This is a genomic window from Chryseobacterium luquanense (assembly GCF_026460945.1).
Lineage (GTDB): Bacteria > Bacteroidota > Bacteroidia > Flavobacteriales > Weeksellaceae > Chryseobacterium > Chryseobacterium luquanense.
This window is the reverse complement of the sequence record NZ_JAOVZV010000014.1, coordinates 73767-94317: the sequence shown is the minus strand read 5'-3', so window position 1 is coordinate 94317 and position 20551 is coordinate 73767. Positions and strand designations below refer to the sequence as shown.

19 protein-coding genes and 1 tRNA gene are annotated in these 20551 nt (G+C 33.2%); 10 read left to right on the top strand and 10 right to left on the bottom strand.

The annotated features are described in order from the left end of the window. Positions 1 to 64 precede the first annotated feature (64 nt). Together OEA66_RS12255 and rpsO are read right to left on the bottom strand one after the other, a co-directional pair. On the bottom strand, positions 65 to 1255 hold the full coding sequence (locus OEA66_RS12255) for an acyloxyacyl hydrolase (protein ID WP_267281643.1): 1191 nt from the start codon (positions 1253 to 1255) through the stop codon (positions 65 to 67). Positions 1256 to 1403: 148 nt separating this feature from the next. Next, entirely contained in the window at positions 1404 to 1673 is a 270-nt protein-coding gene (gene rpsO / locus OEA66_RS12250) for a 30S ribosomal protein S15 (RefSeq protein ID WP_027386233.1), read from the bottom strand. A gap of 275 nt (positions 1674 to 1948) precedes the next feature. Here rpsO and OEA66_RS12245 point away from each other — a divergent pair, with 275 nt between their 5' ends. The 3 genes from OEA66_RS12245 to OEA66_RS12235 all read left to right on the top strand — a co-directional run bounded on the left by OEA66_RS12245 (position 1949) and on the right by OEA66_RS12235 (position 4665). Beyond that, complete coding sequence (locus OEA66_RS12245) at positions 1949 to 2506, top strand: pyruvate decarboxylase (RefSeq protein ID WP_267281642.1); 558 nt, start codon at positions 1949 to 1951, stop codon at positions 2504 to 2506. Positions 2507 to 2590: 84 nt separating this feature from the next. Beyond that, entirely contained in the window at positions 2591 to 3913 is a 1323-nt protein-coding gene (gene mgtE / locus OEA66_RS12240) for a magnesium transporter (protein ID WP_267281641.1), read from the top strand. Positions 3914 to 3936: 23 nt separating this feature from the next. Continuing rightward, positions 3937 to 4665, top strand: a complete 729-nt coding sequence (locus tag OEA66_RS12235) for an ABC transporter substrate-binding protein (protein WP_267281640.1) — start codon at positions 3937 to 3939, stop codon at positions 4663 to 4665. A 109-nt stretch (positions 4666 to 4774) separates the two neighbouring features. Here the strand turns inward: OEA66_RS12235 and OEA66_RS12230 are convergent, their stop codons facing one another. Further along, positions 4775 to 5224, bottom strand: coding sequence for an XrtF-associated fRMsr-like GAF protein (locus OEA66_RS12230; RefSeq protein ID WP_267267394.1), 450 nt, complete (start codon positions 5222 to 5224; stop codon positions 4775 to 4777). A 12-nt stretch (positions 5225 to 5236) separates the two neighbouring features. Then, positions 5237 to 6664, bottom strand: a complete 1428-nt coding sequence (locus OEA66_RS12225) for a TonB-dependent receptor (RefSeq protein WP_267281639.1) — start codon at positions 6662 to 6664, stop codon at positions 5237 to 5239. A gap of 54 nt (positions 6665 to 6718) precedes the next feature. Between OEA66_RS12225 and OEA66_RS12220 the strand changes: the two genes are divergently transcribed. The 3 genes from OEA66_RS12220 to OEA66_RS12210 all read left to right on the top strand — a co-directional run bounded on the left by OEA66_RS12220 (position 6719) and on the right by OEA66_RS12210 (position 8980). Continuing rightward, the gene (locus tag OEA66_RS12220; RefSeq protein ID WP_267281638.1) at positions 6719 to 7486 is read left to right on the top strand and encodes an MBL fold metallo-hydrolase; all 768 of its coding nucleotides are present in this window, start codon (positions 6719 to 6721) and stop codon (positions 7484 to 7486) included. A 78-nt stretch (positions 7487 to 7564) separates the two neighbouring features. Continuing rightward, positions 7565 to 7646 (top strand) — tRNA-Leu (locus tag OEA66_RS12215). A gap of 104 nt (positions 7647 to 7750) precedes the next feature. Beyond that, positions 7751 to 8980 (top strand): site-specific integrase, encoded by a 1230-nt coding sequence (locus OEA66_RS12210; protein WP_267281637.1) that lies wholly within the window; start codon positions 7751 to 7753, stop codon positions 8978 to 8980. Here the strand turns inward: OEA66_RS12210 and OEA66_RS12205 are convergent. From OEA66_RS12205 to OEA66_RS12195, 3 genes are read right to left on the bottom strand one after another with little or no spacing between them, the layout of a single operon-like run. Then, a complete protein-coding gene (locus OEA66_RS12205; RefSeq protein WP_267281636.1) occupies positions 8958 to 10814 on the bottom strand; it encodes a hypothetical protein in 1857 nt (618 codons plus the stop codon). The two genes, OEA66_RS12210 and OEA66_RS12205, sit on opposite strands and share 23 nt — an antisense overlap. Next, positions 10814 to 12742 carry a hypothetical protein gene (locus OEA66_RS12200; protein ID WP_267281635.1) on the bottom strand — a complete coding sequence of 643 codons (1929 nt, stop codon included), beginning with the start codon at positions 12740 to 12742 and terminating at the stop codon, positions 10814 to 10816. Before OEA66_RS12200 ends, OEA66_RS12205 begins: the two co-directional genes overlap by 1 nt. 1 nt (position 12743) lies before the next feature. Then, entirely contained in the window at positions 12744 to 18137 is a 5394-nt protein-coding gene (locus tag OEA66_RS12195) for a hypothetical protein (protein WP_267281634.1), read from the bottom strand. A gap of 420 nt (positions 18138 to 18557) precedes the next feature. Here OEA66_RS12195 and OEA66_RS12190 point away from each other — a divergent pair, with 420 nt between their 5' ends. From OEA66_RS12190 to OEA66_RS12175, 4 genes are all read left to right on the top strand, one after another. Beyond that, entirely contained in the window at positions 18558 to 18944 is a 387-nt protein-coding gene (locus OEA66_RS12190; protein ID WP_267281633.1) for a hypothetical protein, read from the top strand. A gap of 62 nt (positions 18945 to 19006) precedes the next feature. Next, on the top strand, positions 19007 to 19216 hold the full coding sequence (locus tag OEA66_RS12185; protein WP_267281632.1) for a hypothetical protein: 210 nt from the start codon (positions 19007 to 19009) through the stop codon (positions 19214 to 19216). Beyond that, on the top strand, positions 19206 to 19370 hold the full coding sequence (locus OEA66_RS12180; RefSeq protein ID WP_267281631.1) for a SymE family type I addiction module toxin: 165 nt from the start codon (positions 19206 to 19208) through the stop codon (positions 19368 to 19370). The genes OEA66_RS12185 and OEA66_RS12180 overlap by 11 nt, the downstream gene beginning before the upstream one ends. Next, positions 19360 to 19788, top strand: a complete 429-nt coding sequence (locus tag OEA66_RS12175) for a DUF6943 family protein (protein WP_267281630.1) — start codon at positions 19360 to 19362, stop codon at positions 19786 to 19788. Before OEA66_RS12180 ends, OEA66_RS12175 begins: the two co-directional genes overlap by 11 nt. A 59-nt stretch (positions 19789 to 19847) precedes the next feature. Here OEA66_RS12175 and OEA66_RS12170 read toward each other — a convergent pair whose 3' ends face one another. The 3 genes from OEA66_RS12170 to OEA66_RS12160 are packed head-to-tail and all read right to left on the bottom strand — an operon-like array spanning position 19848 to position 20546. Further along, a complete protein-coding gene (locus OEA66_RS12170) occupies positions 19848 to 20003 on the bottom strand; it encodes a hypothetical protein (RefSeq protein WP_267281629.1) in 156 nt (51 codons plus the stop codon). 8 nt (positions 20004 to 20011) lie between these two features. Beyond that, positions 20012 to 20266: a hypothetical protein gene (locus tag OEA66_RS12165; protein WP_267281628.1), complete on the bottom strand. Its 255-nt coding sequence runs from the start codon at positions 20264 to 20266 to the stop codon at positions 20012 to 20014. Beyond that, complete coding sequence (locus tag OEA66_RS12160) at positions 20256 to 20546, bottom strand: hypothetical protein (RefSeq protein WP_267281627.1); 291 nt, start codon at positions 20544 to 20546, stop codon at positions 20256 to 20258. Before OEA66_RS12160 ends, OEA66_RS12165 begins: the two co-directional genes overlap by 11 nt. Between the last annotated feature and the right edge of the window lie 5 nt (positions 20547 to 20551).

Below are 20551 nucleotides of genomic sequence, written 5' to 3'. Positions count from 1 at the left end.
AACAAACAAACACAATCGTTTAATTATCAATCATTAAAAAACACCTTCAAATAACGGGTTTAAATTATAGATTTTTCTTATTAAAAATTCTATAACCGAGTCTCCATTCTATATAATCAGCTTTATGGAAAATAAATGAACGAATACCAATTCCGATTAACAGATTTTTCCCAATTGTATATTGGAAACCAACTCTCTGATAGAAAATTGTTTTATCATAACGCTTATCGATTGGCTTTTTAAATAAATAAAACCCAGGCTGAATCTGAATGGCAAATTTTGAAATTGAAAGCCGGTAAGAAGGAAAAATATTCAGCAAAAGCTGATCATTTTGAAATCTTTTCTCTGTTTGAATTTTACCGTTTTCATCCTGATAAAATTTATGGTTGTAATCTTCGTCATACATTATTCCTAACCCCAATCCAAGTGAAGATTTATAGGTAATCTGTCTGTGGTAAACTGTTTCCAAACCCCAATTCTGATAATATCTTCCTTTAAATTTATCTATCAAATCAACATCATCATATGTAAAACCTTCATCTTTTCCATAAAAAATAGAATGTCTTACGCCACCAAAAACATTCACATCCAAAGTAGAATATTTGTCAAATACCGACAAAGTATCTTTCGGGGCAAATTGTCTTTCATCAAAATGATACGTGAGAGAAAGCTGTGAATTGAATGTATTCATTCCTTTATTGGGAAGTTTCAAGGCGCCATTTGAAAAATGGGTAAAATTTAAACCCAATCCTAAATCTAAATGCTGGGAAAGATAATATTTATAATTGACTCCGAAGTTAATGTACACACTCACTGAAGATCCGAAAGTTTGATTAAGATACCCTTTTTCCTGATCAAAAGGCGTCCAATTGAAAGCAAAACCACCGCTTGTGTTGTAATTCCAGGAATGAGTTGGCGTTTCTTTGATAGCTCCACCAAAGGTTCCATAAACAGCGAAAGGTCTTCCCATATCACTGTTTTTCAAGAAATCATAAGCTACAATTCCTCCTCCATAATAAGGTCTTCCAAATCTTTTATGCCACTCCTGACTTCCATCGGTTTGTATGGTCAGTTCTGCAGAAGCTCCGATAAATTCTCTATGTTTAAGGGTTTTAAGATAATCGTTAGTTCCTAAAAACTTTCCAAACTGCATACTTACTGAACCCTGAAGATTTGACCTTGGAATACTATCCAATTCCTGAGAATTGTAAAAACCTGAAATCAGCAGAAATATAAATAAATAAAAGTGTTTCAAATCAGTAGATTTATTAAAAAAAGCAAATTTAAACGATTTCTTTAAAGATTTGTAAACTCTTATGCCAAGTTTTAAAATTTTGACCGTATTTTAAACAAAAAAAGCAACCTCTTTCGAAGTTGCTTCTTTATTTTGGAAACCGGATAGATTATTTTCTTAATCCTAATTCAGCGATAATCGCTCTGTATCTTGTAATATCTTTTTTCTTAAGATAATCCAATAAACTTTTTCTCTTACCTACTAATTTCACCAAAGATCTTTCAGTATTGAAATCATGACGATTAGCTTTCAAGTGCTGAGATAAGTGGTTAATTCTGAACGTGAAAAGAGCTACTTGTCCTTCAGCTGTTCCTGTGTCTTGTGCAGATTTTCCGTGCTTTGCGAAAATTTCTGCTTTTTTTTCTGTTGTTAAGTACATTCCAATATTGTTTAATGATTATTATGTAACGGGTGCAAAAGTACGACTATTTTTTAATTCAGCAAAAAAACATTTTAGAATTACATTAAATCTTTTAAGAATTTCATTTTCAAGTCGCTGACTTTCTAATATTTAAATTAAAATATCATTAAATCTTCAACTTTGGAAACATTATTGATTCCATATATTAATTTTGATAGAAAAATATGTTAAAAAAATCTTAATAAAATTATGTCATCCCATTAAAAGACAGTAATTTTACAGCCGACAAAAAGATGAAAAATTTTTTATTTTACACGCTTATTTCTTCTGTATTTATCATCAGTATTTCTTCTGTAAAAGCGCAGAAAAGCATTGGTCATGATAATGTAAAGAAAATTCTGTACTTCAACCCTGAAGTAGAACCCGATATTGAAGAAATAAAAGAACCCACTAATCATGCTTTCTTTAGCGCAGTTTCGGATAACATCAGTGCTTTTCGAAAAAATAAAATGCTGAGATCTGAAATTCAGGTTTCTTTTGACAGCATTGACTCTAAAACTATTATGGAATACTGCAAAAACAACGATGCAGATTTCGCTATTGTTCCCAAAGTAAAATATTTCAAAGTAGGATTGGGAAAATATGTTTTCTCCAATCAAGTTGTTATAAGCATGAAACTTTTTGATTCTGAAGGAAATCTTATTACCTCATCCGATTATGATACTTACCGTAAAAACATGAGGCTTTTAGGTTCTGCTGCAAACTCAATAAAAATAGGAACCAATGGCGCCATGAAAAATATTCTGAAAGAATTAAGGAAAATAAAACCTTCTGTAGAAGCTGGTTTTTAAACTTTAAATAAACCTTAAATTTAGCACATCGGTCTCCAATTCTAAAAAATTTGGGCTATTTTTGCATATCAAAAATTTCATGTTTTGAATTCTACAGACGAACTTATCTTTAATCCCGCCGATATTGCCGAAAGACTTAGCGAACTTCACGCTGATGAAAGACTGTTGGCTTTTCTGAAAGTTCCGAAAGAATACAAAGCCGATGTTTTTTCACATTTAGATCCGGATTTTCAAGAAGAAACCATTCGAAGTATTGGAAGTGATGATGTTTCAGAAATCCTGAATGCAATGACTCCTGATGACAGAACTGCACTTTTTGAAGATTTCCCGGATGAATTGATTAAATATTCCATCAACCATTTAAATCCGCAAGAACGAAGAATTGCTCTGAAACTTTTAGGTTATAATTCTGATTCTATTGCACGTTTGATGACGCCTTATTACATTCAAATCCGTAAAGAATGGACTGTAAAAAGATGCCTTCAACAGATTAAAAAGGTCGGAAAAAAGGTAGAAACCATTAATCATCTTTACGTTGTTGATGAAAGAAATCATTTGATTGACGATTTGGCTTTGGGAAGTTTATTGTTAGTAGAAGAAGATACATTGGTTTCCGAACTTACAGATAATCAATTTGTTGCTATTAAAACTACTACCTCTAAAGAAGACGCCGTAACTTATTTCGAAAAATATGACCGCACAGCACTTCCTATTATTACAGAAGCTGGGGTTTTGGTTGGAATTGTAACGATTGACGATATTTTAGATCAAATTGAATCACAAAACACCGAAGATATTCAGAAATTTGGAGGTGTTGAAGCCCTTGATGATCCGTATATTCAGACCCATTGGTTTGAAATGATTAAAAAGCGTGGACTTTGGCTGATTGTTCTTTTCTTTTTACAACTGATTACGGCATCTGTCATGGGTTTTTATGAAAACGAGATCGAAAAAGCAGTAGTTTTGGCACTATTTATTCCTTTAATTATTTCAAGTGGCGGAAATTCCGGTTCGCAGGCTGCAACTTTGATTATTCGAGCAATGGCTTTACAGGAGATTACTGTAAAAGACTGGTGGACTGTGATGAAAAAAGAATTGGTTACAGGTTTAATTTTAGGAACTTTTTTAGGTGTAATTGGGTTTTTCAGAATTATGATTTGGCACAAACTCGGTTGGTTTGATTATGGTGATTACTGGTTTTTCATAGGAATCAGTGCCGGAATTTCTTTGGCAATGATTGTACTTTGGGGAACAATTTCCGGTTCTATGGTTCCGTTTATTCTTAAAAAATTTAATCTTGACCCTGCAACTTCTTCTGCACCATTTGTCGCAACTTTGGTTGATGTTACCGGATTAATTATTTATTTTACGATTGCAGCAATGTTTTTAACCGGAAAACTTTTGTAATTTTAGGCAAAGTCTAAAATTTTATGCGAGTTATTTCTTTAGTACCTTCTATTACAGAAGCTTTATTTGATTTAGGTTTAACGGAAAATGAAGTTGTTGGCAGAACAAAATTCTGTATTCATCCTTCAGAAAAAGTAAAAAATGTAGAAATTATCGGCGGTACAAAAAATCTTAATATTGAGAAGATTAAAAGCTTAAAACCTGACTTAATTTTAGCCAATAAAGAAGAAAACGTAAAAGAACAAGTTGAAATTTTAATGAAAGATTTCAAAGTGAATGTTTATAATACCGAAACGATTGAAGACAATTATTATTTATTAAAAAACTTAGGATTACTCTTTCATAAAGAAGAAAAAGCGCAGCTTTTTAATCTTAAAATCTACGAAGTTCTCAATCAGACTAAAATTAATTCTAAAACAAAAGTTGCTTATCTGATTTGGAATAATCCTTATATGACGGTTGGCTCAGATACATTTATCCATCATATTTTAACTGAAATAGGTTTTGAAAATATTTTTAAAAATCGAACCCGTTATCCGGAAATTCAAACCGAAGATTTAAAGGAAGCAGATGTTATTATGCTTTCCTCAGAACCTTTTCCATTTAAAGAAAAACATATTGAGGAGTTAAAAGCTGTTTATTCTGATAAAAAAATAATGATTGTTGATGGAGAAGCTTTTTCCTGGTATGGAACGCATATCGCAAAATGTGAAAATTATTTTAAGGAATTAATTGCTGAATTTAATCATTAAATTAGGTTAAAATCCATTTTCCAAACGGACTAAAGCCCTTTCCTATTTATATTTTGCTCGTAAAAAACTCCGATTTTTCGTCGGAGTTTATATTTTATATTAAATAAGATTACAAAATCTTTGAAACTTCATTACAAAGCCATTCTAGCAATTCTAAATCTTCTTTTGTAAAAGGATCGATGGTGTGAGAATCAATATCAATCTGACCAATATTTTCTCCGTTTTTGAAGATAGGAACTACAATTTCCGCCTTTGTATCGATTGAACAGCTCAAATAATTATCCTGCAAATGAACATCAGGAACAATGAATGTTTGGTTTGAAACAGCAACCTGCCCGCAAATTCCTTTACCGTAAGGAATAATGATGTGATCGGTTTCCGCTCCAACATAAGGACCTAATTTTAACTCATCTTTATCTCCATTTTTGAAATAAAAACCAGTCCAGTTGAAATAAGAAATTTCCTGATCCAACAAATGACAAACTTTTTCAAGTTTCTCCTCAGTATTATGTTTTGGACTTTCTAAAATAAATGAAAGCCTTTTTTTTAATTCAGACATTATAATAATTTTTTATGAAAATTGTTTTAGAGACAGCTCGTTTTTAAAACCGAACATCGCTCTTTCTTTTATCATTTCTGCAACTCCTTCGGGAACCTGATTTTCCCAACCACTCATGTTACAGGCAATTTTTCTTAAAATTTCTCTTGAATAAATCTCCAAAAACTCAGGATTGTAATTGGTAATATCTACAATACGATTATTCATCTTGAAATATTTGTATAAATCTTTTAAATTTTCTTCCACTTTTAAGTTTGAAGAATCTAATAATTCGTGAGTTTCAGGATCTTTGTAAGGATAAAGGTACACTCTCATTCCGTTTCTGAAAAACTTACCAAATGCTTCCAAAATTCCACCTGAAAGATCTTTATAATATTTCTCGTCAAATACCATCAACATATTGTTTACTCCCATTGTAACGCCAATATCGCCGTTTGTATAGTGAGAGAAATAATCTATTAATCTGTAATATTCTGAGAAGTTTGAAATGATAACTGTATATCCTAATTTACCAAGAACGTCTACTCTATCAAGGAAATCTCTTTCATCAATGTCTCCGTCTGCACGAAGGTTTGAAATGGTAATTTCGATTAAAATCTCTGTTTCTTCCTGAGTACAGATTGCATCTTTTAGAAACATATCGATTCCGCTCTTAAGCATATCAATATTAACCTTTGTAACCGGTCTGAAACTACCTCTTACTGCAAAAATATTTTTCTTGTACAAAATATCTGCAGGAAGCATATTGTTCCCTTGAGAATTGAAAATTACAGCATCGGTCATATTATTTTTCACGAGCTGTAAAGACATTAATCGGTTATCAACGTAAGCAAAAGCAGGCCCGTTGAAATCAATCATATCAATCTCAAGACTATCTATTGCAATATCATCGTAAAGAGATTCGATCAATCTTCGTGGGTTATCATAATAATGATAAGCTCCGAAAATAAGATTTACACCAAGATTCCCAAGAGTTTCCTGCTGTAAAGTAGCATCATTTTCTTTGAATTTAACGTGGATTACAATTTCATTATAATCTTCATTTTCATTCACCTGAAAACGAATTCCTACCCAACCGTGACCTTTTACTGTTTTATCAAAATTGATTGTGGTTACCGTATTTGCGTAAGAAAAATACTTTCTCCCGGGATTGTTGTCTCTTGAAATTCTTTCTTCAATAAGTGACACTTCATAACGAAGCATTTTACGGAGTCTGTTTTGGGTAACATACCTGTTTTTTACTTCTTTTCCGTAGATGGCATCACTAAAATCTTTGTCGTAAGCCGACATTGCCTTAGCAATTGTACCGGAAGCTCCCCCTGCTCTAAAAAAGTGTCGAACAGTTTCCTGCCCTGCTCCAATCTCTGCGAAAGTACCGTAAATGGTAGGATCTAGATTAATTGTTAATGCTTTTTGTTTAGGAGTTAATTTCTGATACATTAGGACATTAAATTTTTCGTAAATTTACCAAAATTAAACCAACCTCAAAACAAAATGAAGTTGAAATTTTTAGGAACAGGAACTTCACAGGGTGTACCGGTAATTGGCTGCACTTGTGAGGTGTGTACTTCACAAAACCCAAAAGACAGCCGTTTCAGGGCTTCAGCAATGGTCACAACCAATGAAAACCGAAAAATTCTTATCGATTGCGGACCAGATTTCAGGCAACAAATGCTTATCAACAAAGAAAGTCATGTAGATATTACTCTTCTCACCCATGAACATAACGATCATGTGATTGGTTTGGATGATATGCGCCCTTTGATTTTTAAAAGTGGTGAAAATATGCCGATTTATTGCCTTTCAAGAGTCGGAAACGAAGTGAAAAACCGTTTTCCTTACGCTTTTGCAGATGTACGATATCCCGGAGCGCCGGCTTTCGATTTGCACGAAATTGATAAAGAAAGTTTCACTGTTTTAGATACTGAAATAACTCCGGTTGAGGTTATTCATTATAAAATTTCTGTTTTGGGATATAAGTTTAAAAATCTTGCTTATATCACCGATGCTAATTTCATTTCTGATTCGGAAAAGGAAAAACTTCATGGTCTGGATGTATTAATTTTAAACTGCATTCGTAAATTTGATCCCCACCCTGCCCATTTTGTCTTGCCGGATGTCATAAAATTGTTTGAAGAATTAAAACCTAAGAAATTATTTTTAACGCACATTAGTCATCATTTCGGCTTGCATAATATTGAAGACAAGGAACTTCCACCCGGAATCCACCTTGCCTACGATGGTTTGGAAATAAATTTTTAAAGAAAAGTTGATAAAAAGTTTTTGAATAATAGAAAAAGTTTCTATATTTGCACACCGATTTACAGCACAATAACACTTGCCCAGTTGGCGGAATTGGTAGACGCGCTAGACTCAAACTCTAGTATCGAAAGATGTACCAGTTCGATTCTGGTACTGGGTACAAGAAATTAATTACAGCTAAAAGACAGTTCTCCGGAATTGTCTTTTTTGCCTTTCAACGCAAAGATTCGCAGTGTTTTAGCAAACAACATAAATAATTTAGCTATGCACCTAGAATCAGTACTTCAGCACACCTTTGACACGAGAAGAGACACGAAAAAAATATTCGTGGCTATGACTCACAAATTCACAATTAGAACCGACAAAAACAAAGACGGTAAATGTTTAGTTTTTCTTCTCATTAGATCAGGAAAACTAAAAACAACAATGAATCTTGATATTAAGATAGATCCAAAATATTGGGACAACTTAAGATGCAGAGTTAAAAAATCAGAAAACTTTGAAAACTTTAATATCATTCTTGATACTATCGAGGCTAAAATCATAACTATTAAAAGAGACTTTTTAATTTATGAGAGGGTTCTCACTCCGGAGCTTCTGGTGGAAAATATTAACAACAGTGTACCTGCATTTGACTTTATTTCATTCTGTACATTCCATAGTGAAAGTGGAAACTACAAACCAAATACGCTGAAGGCACATAAAACAGCTATAAATAAACTGAAAGAATTTAGAAAGGAAATTCCATTTTCAATGTTAACTCTAGAGTTTTTTGAAAAGTATCGAAAATGGCTTCTAACTTACAAAGGAAATAAGGACCCCACTTGTTTTACTGATTTCAAAATTTTAAAAAAATTTATTAACCTTGCTGATGAAAAAGGAATTCGATTGGCTTTTAATAAAGATAAATTTATAGTAAAAGAAAGCAAGACAACACCGGTATTTTTGGAACCTGAAGAAGTGGGTAGACTTCACAAATATTATTTTAATGAGTTTATAAGTCGATATCACTTCCTTCCATTAGGATATTTCCTTTTTTCATGTTACACAGGATTAAGAATTTCAGATATCCAAAATTTAAAAAGGCAGGATGTTGAGCAAGATATTTTTAGATTTAAGCATGTTAAAACTTCCAATGACCAATACATGAAAATTACAGATGAATTACGTTCCATTTTAGATTATAATCCAAAACTATTTATTGATAGACTAAGCGATCAAAAAATAAATAAACAGTTGAAAAATATAGCGGATGTGTGCAAAATTGAAAAATCAATTTCTATGCATGTTGCCCGCCATACTTTTGCAACAACTTTTTTAAAGAACTCCGGAAGTATCGCAAAACTTTCGAAACTTTTAGGTCATTCCACAATGAAACATACTATGGTTTATGCGCATCTTACAGATCAGGACGCACTTCAAGAGATGAGAAGAATTTCATATTCAAAATCAGAGGAAGAAGATGAGCAAATTAATACACAGTCTCCGTCGTGATGTCAATAGTATAAGTATCTGCAGAATAATCTTTTGTCCAGCTAGTAATAATGTGAACATTTTTATAACAGGATATATAATCTTTAATTTTCACATTTAAGTCATCCGCTTTAATTTGGAACTTCCAAGTAAACTCAGTTCCGTTGACTCTTTGTCTCAGCCACTTTTCCCAGTTGGAATAAAATAAATCAGGAAAGGTGGCTTGAGGTTTAGATATAGCATTATTTTGACCATTAGAAATTCCATTGTAGAAAACCAAGGCCAAGCAGCTGCTATCATCTCTCTTGACTGTCGCAGTCGGATGTGAATTAGCTTTTACTTTCTCTACAGGCATAGGATATCCGTTGATTTCAATTTCATTAGTGTCTTCAATAGCCTCCTTATTAATTGTCGCTCCTGATTTTTGATAAAACATACTATTCAGCTTGTTATCTCCGTCGAGATCTGTATGCTTCAAGAGAAACGTTCTTTTCTGCAATAGATTCCTTTTAGGAATTTCAACTTCCGCATGTTCAAAATTCTTTATATTATTAGGTTCTGCGCCAAGCTTGTTCATGTAAATTGTTTTTTCATACGGTTCGAAACCGTAATTAAACCAATTACGAACGATATTAATAAAATCTCCAACCTTCATATCTGGAACAGCTTTTGCCAAGTTTATTTCATTTGGATTTTCAACAACAGCATCTTCATCTGAAGAAGGAGTTCCGGTGGAAACAATACTACTTGATTTTAAATCATATTCTAAAACATTGTAATTTTCTGAAAAATTTGAAACACCTCCTTCTATTAAAAATTTAAGCGTTGCATGATTCACATTTAACTCTATTGAAAATGGCAAAATAACTTCCTGAAATGAAGAATAATAGACATCGTGATTCCAAATGTCATTTCCGTTTATCTGAATTTGACATTTTAAATTTGTTCTATCCCTTACTTTAATTCTGAATTTCCCGTTAATAAATACTTTATCAGAAAAATCAAGAGGCACATCTTCACTGTAAAAGTATCTGGGATAATATCTTGTGTAAAACATTCCATTAATCCACTCATTATAGTGAACAACATTTTCCTGTTTATAATAATCATTCATACTAAGAGTGAATGCATTTAAAAACTGAGATATTTTATTGAAATATTCAGTTCCCGAAAACACCCATGCATCTAAAAACATTGGATCCGTAAGAACTTCTCCTTTCAAAGCAAATCCAACATCTTGAAAACATTTTTTCAATAAATAAATAAAATGAATACATGGATGAATTATATTTTGGTTGAAAATATTTCCGGAAGAATCAACATAATTTCGTCGCATCTCGTTATATGAAGAATCTAAATCATTATAATAACCGTTAAAGGCATCCCACATTTTTTCCGTCGGCGAATACTTTGATGTATTTATTCTCGGAAAATTAAAATTAGTCTGTGGATATGTTTTTGCGCAAATATCTTTAGCATAAGTATGAATGTCTGGTACAGAAAACTTTTCCCAACTTAATTCCGATAATTTTTTATCCCAATTCGGTAGATCTTCAAAACCAAAATCTATTTGCCCAGCTAAATATTTCCCTTCAATTGACTCGATATTTAGTTTTGCATCACTTAACGTGTTTTCAAATAATAAAGGTCCTGCAATAACATTGTCAACTCCAAAAGTTTCATATGATTCAAAATCTCCAAAGGAATTTTTAAACTCTTCATCCTGATAAATTTCAAACGGAAACATATATTTAGTGTACATTTTGTCACTTACCTTATAATTGTTTTCTTGAATAGAAATCTTTTGATTACTCAAATCAAGAACTTTATTCTCTGCAAAAAATTTTATTTCCATTACTGTTCAACTATTAAAAATTCAAGATCTCTGCCTAACAACTCTTCTGTTGAATCATCTAACATCAACTTTTGAGTTGTACTGAAGCATCGATATATTTTTCCGGCAATTTTCATGAAAACCAATTTACTTTCTACCATTTTTTCAATCAAACTTAATTCTTGCTTTATGAAAAAGCCGGTATTCAAAGCCAACATTTTAGTTTTTGTAAAATCGTATTTTTCATTTTGGGATTTAAAAATATTCTTAGCATACGTATGGCTAAATTCAGCTGTTATTTTGTATTCACCGGTGAACGTAAACCATTCCGGAACTAAGTTGTCATTTTCAAAATGGATATCGATTGAATTGAAATTTTGCGGCAACTCATAGTACTTTACTACTTTACTGCCAAAGCTTAACTCATCTACATCATTGGTTGATTCGATTTTCTCAACAATAATATTTTCACCGACAATTTTAGAATTAAAAAAAACTGATTTTTTATTTCTTTTCCTGAAAAGCCAATTTGAAATCAAAGGATTTCCGTCCGGTTCTCTGCCAGGGAAAAATTTTAAATTGGATATTGTCTCCGTCATCAAAATGGAATAGTTTACATCCAACTCTTCAAACTTTAAATCGATTATAGCATTTTTCATTAGTTCAAAATCATTTCCTATTGAAAAAAAATCCGACTTAAATCTCGGAAATTGAGAATGTATCTTGTCTGAAATTTTAAATAAAGCTTTTTCATTCACGTACGGCTGCGCATAAATATTTTCTTTTATGGTTTCAACTCCATTCAAATTATATTTTGCCGAAATAGTCACTCGAACCAATCGAGCTGCTGCATTCATTCGATTGAAAATAATCTCCGGAATATCCAAACAAAATTTTGTAGAAAACTGGAACGAAGAAAATGAAACAACAGTTAAAACAACCGGAATAGTGATCGTTTTAGTTTCATATGATATTATTACATTACCGGTATGAATACCACCCGCTATATTTGCCGATGAGACGGTAGTAAATTTTATAAACCCAGAACTACTCATTCCGTTGAAAACGGTACTTGATAACCAGTTTGGAGTGGTTATAGCAAATGTTTTATTTTCCGGATTTGTAATATAGACGCTCTCATTTGCGGTTTGTGGGGTTGATTTATTGATATTAAAAGTTAAACTGCTTTTATCAGCGAAAATATCTGAATTCAATCCTATTGCAAGATTAATATTCACATTAGCAATTCGGGAATTGTCTATTTTGAAAAGTCCTCCCAAAACATTAACATTGCCCTGAGCAGGTAAATTCTGATTATTTTCAATTCCAAAATTTTCAATACTAAAACTATCTGTAATATTCGTTTTTGTTAAAAAATTATCTGCCAAAAACTTTAACTGAATAGGTGTACTATTATTCAAAATAGCAACTAAAGTTTCTCCATTAAGAATATTGGTGGATCTATTGAAAAATACATTATACTGAAGTTTATCAACTTTTATTGATGCACTGTCATTATTGAAAATAGTCAATGTTACGAACAATGACGCAATATCATATGTCGAAATTTGTTGATTGTATAAGCCTGTAGCCGTAAAAATAATTTCAGCTTCATAGACTCCATTTGGCAAACTATCAATATTGGAAAGTTGAGTTGTTAAATTTTTGATTCCACCACCTGCAACAGTAATGCTATTATGAAATACTGAAGAACCTATTAATGTCAACCAAGGAGCAACCGGCTGCATAAAAACAATGTCAAAAACAATATTAGGATTTTGAATTAAGTAATATTGTAAATTTAAAATGAAATTGCTTGGAAGTGGTTTTTCTTGGCTAGCATTCCAAACCAAATTATCATTCAATTGACTTAAATTTAATTGAAAGTAGGGTGAAAAGTTCCCTCCGCTTCCATCTCCCGGATCTATTATTGGATTTTGCGCTGGCATACTAATGTTTATTTTTATTATTTAATTTTTCTGAATCATTTACCATCTCCTTTATATCTTTTCCATTTCGAGCGGATTTTACGATATAAGATTGAATACCATTATCTTTTATATCTTCCATAATTTCGTTGCTCTTATTAAGTGCATTTATTAACATTATCATCATGTCATCTGAACCTGAAGAATTTGGTTCAGTAACTGGTTGGGTATTATACCCATTTTCAAATCCAACTGCCTTTCTGCTATTTGCTGAAAGAATAGCTCTTTTTAATTCCGGAGAATAAGTCGTCCAGGTTGGATTATCAATCACCATCTCAACTTGATTTTCACCTGCTATAAAATGCGTTGGACGATCAACCAGACCGCTTGATAATCTTCTACGTCTGACATTGAATTTTTTACCATCCTGTTGTCTTATCATAGGATATTCATTCCCAGTCATATTAAATCCGGATTCGTAACCGTCAGCAGTTGGAAGAGGAGTATTTAATACAGTTGCCATTTGGACCGCACCTAATGCACCCACAACAACAGATAAAGGAATCGCCATCGGATACCCGGGATCGGTCCAAACCTTCATAATACCTAAAGCCGTATTACCGATAATGCTCGCTATCTGCATTGCACGTTCACGTTTTGCAGATCTAACCGCCATTTCAGCTTTCTTTTTCTCTAAATCAGTATCAGCTGCAATAGTTAATCTTTTGTAAGTTTCCTGATTGATAATTCCAGAATCTAATTGCTGTTTAAGTATATTCTTTTTTCTATCCGTATTTCGTTCGTAGGTTTTAAGTTGTCTTTGCTCATTAGCTTCTACATACTTATAATACATAGCAAAAGCACTTTGAAGCGCTGTAACAGCCCCCTGCATCGTTCCGAGCATATCGGTGCCGCTTTGAAGATTGTCAAACATTTGAATCCACTGGGTCTGATCAAGTCCAAGAATATCAACCTTGGTTTCTTTTCCTAAAGTGCTTGTTTTTTTGTCACCTAATTCCTGTGTCTGTCCGGCTGCTTTAGCTTTTAATTCAGCAATTTTATTTCCTGCGTCTTCAATATATTTTAAAACCTCTTTACGCTGATCATCCGTCAATAAAGTAAGATTCAGTTCTTCAAAGTAGGTAACCATCTCTTGAAGGTGAGCAACCTGCAAATCAATTTCTCTCTTATTATAAAGCCTCTGAAGAGCTTCTTTACCGTCCGCAAAGGTTTTTATTTGACTTAATTCAAAAGTGCTTATTCTTCCACGCAAAGCGCTACGCATTTGCGATATTGAAGTGTATTTAGCAACTTCATTATTATATTCAGATTGAAGCTGCTGTAAAGAATTTTGGTGTACTTCGTCATTTGAAGCTATAAACTTACGTTCCGACTTATATTTAGCAGTCAGACGTTTATTTGCAGAAATTGCATCTTGATTTTCCTTGTATGTTTCTAATGCCGCATTGTTATCAGTCCATGATTTCTTTAATTCTTCAAAAAACACCTTATCATCACCTTTGGCTGCATCAATTTTTTTCTGAAGAATATCAAATTCAGTTTTTCCAATTCGCTTTTTGTCAATTTCTAATTTTCTTCGTTTTTCTTGCAGCTCAATCTGAGCAATTTCTTTTTCATAGCCCTCCTGCATTGCTTCAACCTTCGAATCTTGAATTCCAACTTCAGTCTCGCGAGTAACCCTTTCTGCATCTTCACCGAATTTTTTATAACGATTCATTTCACGTTCATGCTGCTCGGCTTCCCTCTTTTCTCTTTTTTCTCTTGCTAAACGTTCACGTTCTTCTTTTTTTCGTGCTTTTTCAGCGTCTTTTTTCGCTTTATCACCTTCAGGATCAGGAATATTATAATTTGATTTAGTTTCAGAAGAAGTCTTTTCAGAACCGAGCATTAGATTTAGCTCAAACTCTAATTCAGCTTTTCTTTTACCTTTAGCTGTTTGTATCGCTTTTTGTAGATAAAGTAATCTCTTTTCATCGGCAGTATTGATTTTATCCAGCAATGCTGTATTATTATTGATGTTATTGATTATGCCAGCACCTTTATTATGCTCACCAAAGCTTCCTTCGACTTTTACTCTAAAATCGGCAAAATCTTTTCCTGAAGAAATGTTTTTTTGTCTAATTTTATCTCTTTCCTGTTGTTCTTTTTCTCTAGCAGATTGACCTTTTATGTACTCAATTCTATCTTTTTCAATTTGATCATAAATACTTTGTTTTGCAGATGCTCTTGCTTTGGCTATAGCGGTTAATTCAACTTGTTTTGCCAAATCTTTATACACCTCAATTAATTTAACAGTCGCTCTAAATTCTTTATCGACTGTATCAATAAACTCAGGATGCATCCTTATTAAAGATTCATAAGCTTTTTTTCGCATTTCTTTAGTAGCAACTTCAGATTTGATCGTATTAATCAAATTTTTCAATTTGTCATCAAACTGTTCAACTGCTGATTTTCCGCTTTGGTAAGCTTGCTTCTGAATCGTTTCGAAACGATTCATTTCATCTGTATGTTTTTTTGCAGCTTCACGAGCTTCATCTTGTCTTTGTTTAAAAATAAAAAAGGCTGTAGATAATGCTGTCACTAAAATCAAAATAGGACCTAATGGATTTGCCGCAATAGCGGCTCCAAAAGCACGCATAGCAAATGATGCTTGAGCAACTTGTAGTGTAACTAAAGAATAGGCAGCTCCCATAAGAGCAAGACCCATTGTATACAAAGTATTTAGGGTTGTCCCAATAGCAGTAATGACATTTCTTGCTTTCTCAACTATCGTCAATGCGAGAACACGCTCTAATGCAGTTCGCATTAAGCCATTATAAACCCCTGTGACCAAATTATATGATATAGTGGTTGCAATGACAACTGCTAAAATTTTTGTTAAGAAAAATAGTGAATTCCTAAAATCGGACACCTTACCATCGGTATCTTCAATAACCCCGATAAATTTCCCAAAGGCAGTGACAGAGTTATTAATGAATTCTGCGACTTTCTGCGAGGTAAAAGCTTCAGCTATTTTTTTCTGAACTTTTTCGTAAATACCCGCTGCATTGTTATTTACTTTATTAAATTCTTCTTGGAGAGAAGTGGCATCTGATAAAGATTGGCTTGCTAAATCAACGCTGTTTCTAAATTTGTCAGTATTTTCAGTTGCTGCCCCAATGACTCTCTGGACTTCATTATCATTAAGTTTTAAAGCGTCAAGAACTGCGCTCACTTGAGTAGCATCTAAGCCTTTTAATCCTTCTGAAAATTTCAGAAAAAATTCAGCAGGATTAGAATTGATTAGCTCTTTAACTTTTGCAACCGGTTGATTCATTATCTGTGCAAATCCAGCAGCATTCCCAGATGCCACTCTAACAAATTTTGCAAACCCAGAAGAAGCAATTTCCGAGTTGATATTTGATTCTTCAAAAGCAGATCCAAAACCTAACAAAGTTGTTAAAGCAGGTTTCATAGCTGGTGGCATCGAACCAAGCCTCGCAACAAAATCAGCAATATTCTGTTCACTCGAAGCACCCGAGGCTGCAAGTTCATTTAAGGCTGATCCAATTTCATTAATAGATTGTGATATTGGAAGATCTTTAGTTTCTTTATATAGGGTGGCAATTCGGCCCATAGAATCGGCGAGGTTCTCAACACCTCCCTTCCATGAATCACCAAGTGCAACAAATGCTTTATCAACTTCTCTTGTAAACTCTAACAATTCTTGCTTAGGCACACCCAACCTACCACCTACTTCAGATATTTTTAATAAATTTATTTTATTAGTTCTGGTATCAAAATCCGCATATGCTTTAGTTAAGTCTTGAACTTCCTTTTTAGTCATGTTAGCTGTCTTCTCAACTGCAGACATAGCATCGGCCATTTTGTTATTACGATCAATAACATTTTGAATAGAGAGTGTGAGACCTGCTAATGTGCCAAGAATAGCTACAATGATACCCGAATAATGGTTGAATCTCTCAGCAAGAGATCCAAAAGAACTTCCTGTTCCTTCTGCCGATTCGTTGACTTCTTCCATACGATCACGAACTTCCTGAAGTCTTTCTGCTAATTCCGAAAACTGTGGTGTTCCAGGAATAGCACGATCTAATCGATCACGTAATAATGATGATTGACCTCGTAATTCTGCCATCGTTAGACTATTAATTGCCAAACGATCTGTTAACTGTTGACTTGCGACAGTAGTCGCCGACATTCGAGTTCTGATGTCCTCCAGCCTTCTGTTAAGCTCAATAGCACGTTCACTACCTGGTATAACTTTATCTAAATCATCTTTGAGTAAAGCTGCTTCCTTTCGCAACTCACCCATTGTCATCTTATTAATTTCTAAAGCTGCTGTTAGATCACGACTATCAGCACCTGTCTGATTCATTCGATTATTAACCTCTTCAAGACGTTTGTGAAGAAGAACAGCTTCATCACTTGTAGGAATAACATTCTCAAGCCTATCACGCAATAGCCCCGCTTCAGTGCGCAGCTGCCCCATGGTAAGGGTATTGACATCAAGACTATTATTAAGTTCTACCGCTTCCGTCTTAGTCTGGGTCATTCGGTTCTTCACCTCACTTAGACGTGCATCCAATGCTTTCGCCTGATCACTTCCGGGTACTACATTCTCCAACTCACTCTTAAGTAACGCCGCCTCTTTACGCAACTCACCCATCGTAAGTGTATTGACATCAAGAGTAGTAGATAACTCTTGAGCCTTATTCTTTGTCTCAGCAATTTTAGCAGTAATCTCATCCAACTGTCTTTGCAGCTGATTTGCTTGTTCAGTACCAGGAATAAGATGATCTAACTGACTTTTTAATAGTTCAGCTTCTTTCCTTAGCTGACTCATGGTCATTCTGTTAACTCCTAATGCATTTGTAAGTTCAATAATCTTATTTCGCCCTTCGGATATCTTTACATTATTTGCTTCTATCTCGGCGCCTAATTTATCTGTTTCTGCAATTGTTGCAGCATGGGCATTGATCAGATCATATTCTTTATTCGTTAGGTTAGATATAGCAGTCTGCATAGATTCATTACTAGCCAATGCCTTAACATTAGCAGAATCTATCTTAGCTTGTATCTTAATATATTCTTTTGAACCTACATCATAAGTACTTTGCTGAGTCTTAAGCACTTTTATTGTAGCATTGTGTGCAGCTTCATTTTCTTTCAGCTTATCCTTCAATGCGCTGATCTTAGCACTATAAGTGGAGATATTCTTTTCTTCTGAAGCCCTCTGTTTAGTAACTTGTTTGAGAGACTCATTAAGAACTTTATTAGCATCTGTGTACTCTCTTACTTCCTGATTGAGTTTATAGATTTCTTTTTGGGCAGGATCAGAATTTACGGCAATCGTCATGCGCATTATCTCATCCCTAATGTGTTTACCTGATGCCATTGGATTATTAGTTTGTGCAAATTTGCCGAAGGCAAGTGGCAACAATTGTGACGCATCCACAAGAGGTCGAAGACCTTAAAATATGGAAATGCGCAAATTTTGCGCAAACGTCCTATTGGTGGGCTTTTGCCATATATCCGAACGCATGACGGGCGGGCGAAACCCTTTTACGTTATGGAGCGGGTCGGGCTCTGAAAGAGTGTATCAAATTTTCAAAAAATCCAAAAAAGGTTAAAAAGCGGATTTACAGCTTTTTAACAATTTTGGATTTTTGAAAATTTGGTTTTTTCGGTAATTCGCATTTCTAAACTCTACTTATTTAAAATCATTACAAATAGCTGATTCCGTGCATATTAGGTATATAAAAAGTTCGTTATAACGAACTTTTTTCGTATCTTTATAGTAGATAAATAATTAAAAATGAGCACATTACCACATCAGGCGAACGGAGTGAAGAAAGTAACTCCTGCCACAGAGGAAAAAGCGAACACTAAAATCGAAACCGTAAAAGTTGAAGCGAAAAGCATCAATCTTGAGACGACCGCTGAAAAACGCATTAAAAACGCTGAAAATTTTTCACAAATCTGCAAAAAACACAACTTTTTAAAGGAAAAATCTGACGAATTGAACGCCTATGTAATAGGTAGAGACGGAATAAAAGAGACTATAAAAATCAAAAATGCTGAACAGGTCTCTTTTGAAATCAGTAATACCACGATTATAGGAAAGATTTTGGAATTATGCCAATCAGAACTGTTTGAAATGGTTGATAAATCAGAAAAAGAAGTATTAGATTTTATTGTATAACTAAAATAAAATAGGCGAAGCACTCGACCGCTACGCCTATTTTTTAAATAATTTTTAATGATATGACCATCATCGACCACAAAAATACAAATTTATCATCCAAAGTACAAGAAACTTTGTTTGTAAAAGGGTACAGCCAAATTTTTAACTGGGTAGATTATTTTTCTTATAAAAATCAAACTGCAGATAAAATTTTTAGAGCAGAAGCTATCGCAGAACTATTCATTCAAAATACCTCCGAAATTTCAGATTATGCAGATTATGAATTTTAAAAAATTAAAAATTTGCTATTTATGGCAGGGAAAAAAGCAAGTTCCGAAAATCAATATTTCGGGTGAGTGGCTTAAAAATGCAGGTTTTGAAATTGGCAAAGACGTGAAAATAGAAATTAAACCAAATCAGTTAATTATTAGTTATGAAAATTAAAGTTTATAACGGCAAAACAACACCTCCCGAAGAAAATGAAACTATATTTTATATCCAAAGCAAAGGCAATTATTCAGGGCGACCACTGAAAAAGCCAATACCCAATTGTTGGGAGGTTAGAACCTTCAGAAGCGTAGATTTTGAAATTCTTTATATAATCTATGAAAGTAAGATTTTAAGTGTTTTTTTACGTGGCTCTGTGATTCCTTTTCTAAGTCTCGAAGAGTATAAAAAAATTATCGATCCTATTTTGAAAAAGGCAATTCACGAAAACAGAATTATAAATCTTCATTATTTGCAAATCAGAAAAATAGAAGAGAATATCAAACACCAGGATAAAATAAAATCTTTACTATTCGAATTAAAAAAATCACTATCAAATCAAGTTTATCAAAAACTAGAAATCGAAATTGTATAAAGAGAAACGCCCAAATGATGGGCGTTTTTTATATCTAATTATTAACCGTTTACAAACGCTTAATTTTTAAAATTTTCGGCTGCGCCGATGTTTGGAAGGAAAAATTTTTCTGTTATCATTTGATTTACATCTGATAGAATTTTTCCGGCTTTTATAAGATCTTTTGCCTTTCCAGAACCCACCGCTTTTTTAAATTGAGCATTAAAATTTCTCATTCTAATTTTCAAATAAAATTTTTCTTTCCTTCGGATTCAATACCCATTTGATGTTCTGAGAACAATTTTGCTGTTCCTATAAATTTTTCTTTCGCATCCTGAACTTTAGAAATCACAATATTCATTCCATTAGCAAATGCTAAAAATGAAACGGTAGCTGATTCAGCATTTTTTGCAGCTTTATCAAATCGAAAATAAAAATTTAACAACTTCTTATTTTCAATCTTTTTAATTCTTTTAGAAATTCGCTTTTTATTCCTCATCTTCAACAATATTTTTAAGTTTAATATGCGTTTTATAAATCTCTATACTGATTCTTTTGTAATGGTTCCAAGGATTGACAGCCAATGCAAGGCACATATCAAAGAAATTTTGAATTATTCTATAGTTATCATCTTCTGTAATTTCCAGATCTGACATTCTTAATACAACATTTGCAAGATCATCCATTGTATAAGGGTATCTTCTGAAGAATCTTTTAGCCAATTCAATATGTTTAATATCAAACATTTCCGGACTATGTTTTACACTCCAATAATTCATAAACA

Bases quoted from the DNA above. Each gene is read 5' to 3' on its own strand.
- rpsO (WP_027386233.1), bottom strand. From the start codon at position 1,673: ATGTACTTAACAACAGAAAAAAAAGCAGAAATTTTCGCAAAGCACGGA.
- OEA66_RS12245 (WP_267281642.1), top strand. From the start codon at position 1,949: ATGAAAAATTTTTTATTTTACACGCTTATTTCTTCTGTATTTATCATC.
- OEA66_RS12235 (WP_267281640.1), top strand. From the start codon at position 3,937: ATGCGAGTTATTTCTTTAGTACCTTCTATTACAGAAGCTTTATTTGAT.
- OEA66_RS12230 (WP_267267394.1), bottom strand. From the start codon at position 5,224: ATGTCTGAATTAAAAAAAAGGCTTTCATTTATTTTAGAAAGTCCAAAA.
- OEA66_RS12225 (WP_267281639.1), bottom strand. From the start codon at position 6,664: ATGTATCAGAAATTAACTCCTAAACAAAAAGCATTAACAATTAATCTA.
- OEA66_RS12220 (WP_267281638.1), top strand. From the start codon at position 6,719: ATGAAGTTGAAATTTTTAGGAACAGGAACTTCACAGGGTGTACCGGTA.
- OEA66_RS12210 (WP_267281637.1), top strand. From the start codon at position 7,751: ATGCACCTAGAATCAGTACTTCAGCACACCTTTGACACGAGAAGAGAC.
- OEA66_RS12205 (WP_267281636.1), bottom strand. From the start codon at position 10,814: ATGGAAATAAAATTTTTTGCAGAGAATAAAGTTCTTGATTTGAGTAAT.
- OEA66_RS12200 (WP_267281635.1), bottom strand. From the start codon at position 12,742: ATGCCAGCGCAAAATCCAATAATAGATCCGGGAGATGGAAGCGGAGGG.
- OEA66_RS12195 (WP_267281634.1), bottom strand. From the start codon at position 18,137: ATGGCATCAGGTAAACACATTAGGGATGAGATAATGCGCATGACGATT.
- OEA66_RS12190 (WP_267281633.1), top strand. From the start codon at position 18,558: ATGAGCACATTACCACATCAGGCGAACGGAGTGAAGAAAGTAACTCCT.
- OEA66_RS12185 (WP_267281632.1), top strand. From the start codon at position 19,007: ATGACCATCATCGACCACAAAAATACAAATTTATCATCCAAAGTACAA.
- OEA66_RS12180 (WP_267281631.1), top strand. From the start codon at position 19,206: ATGAATTTTAAAAAATTAAAAATTTGCTATTTATGGCAGGGAAAAAAG.
- OEA66_RS12175 (WP_267281630.1), top strand. From the start codon at position 19,360: ATGAAAATTAAAGTTTATAACGGCAAAACAACACCTCCCGAAGAAAAT.
- OEA66_RS12170 (WP_267281629.1), bottom strand. From the start codon at position 20,003: ATGAGAAATTTTAATGCTCAATTTAAAAAAGCGGTGGGTTCTGGAAAG.
- OEA66_RS12165 (WP_267281628.1), bottom strand. From the start codon at position 20,266: ATGAGGAATAAAAAGCGAATTTCTAAAAGAATTAAAAAGATTGAAAAT.
- OEA66_RS12160 (WP_267281627.1), bottom strand. From the start codon at position 20,546: ATGAATTATTGGAGTGTAAAACATAGTCCGGAAATGTTTGATATTAAA.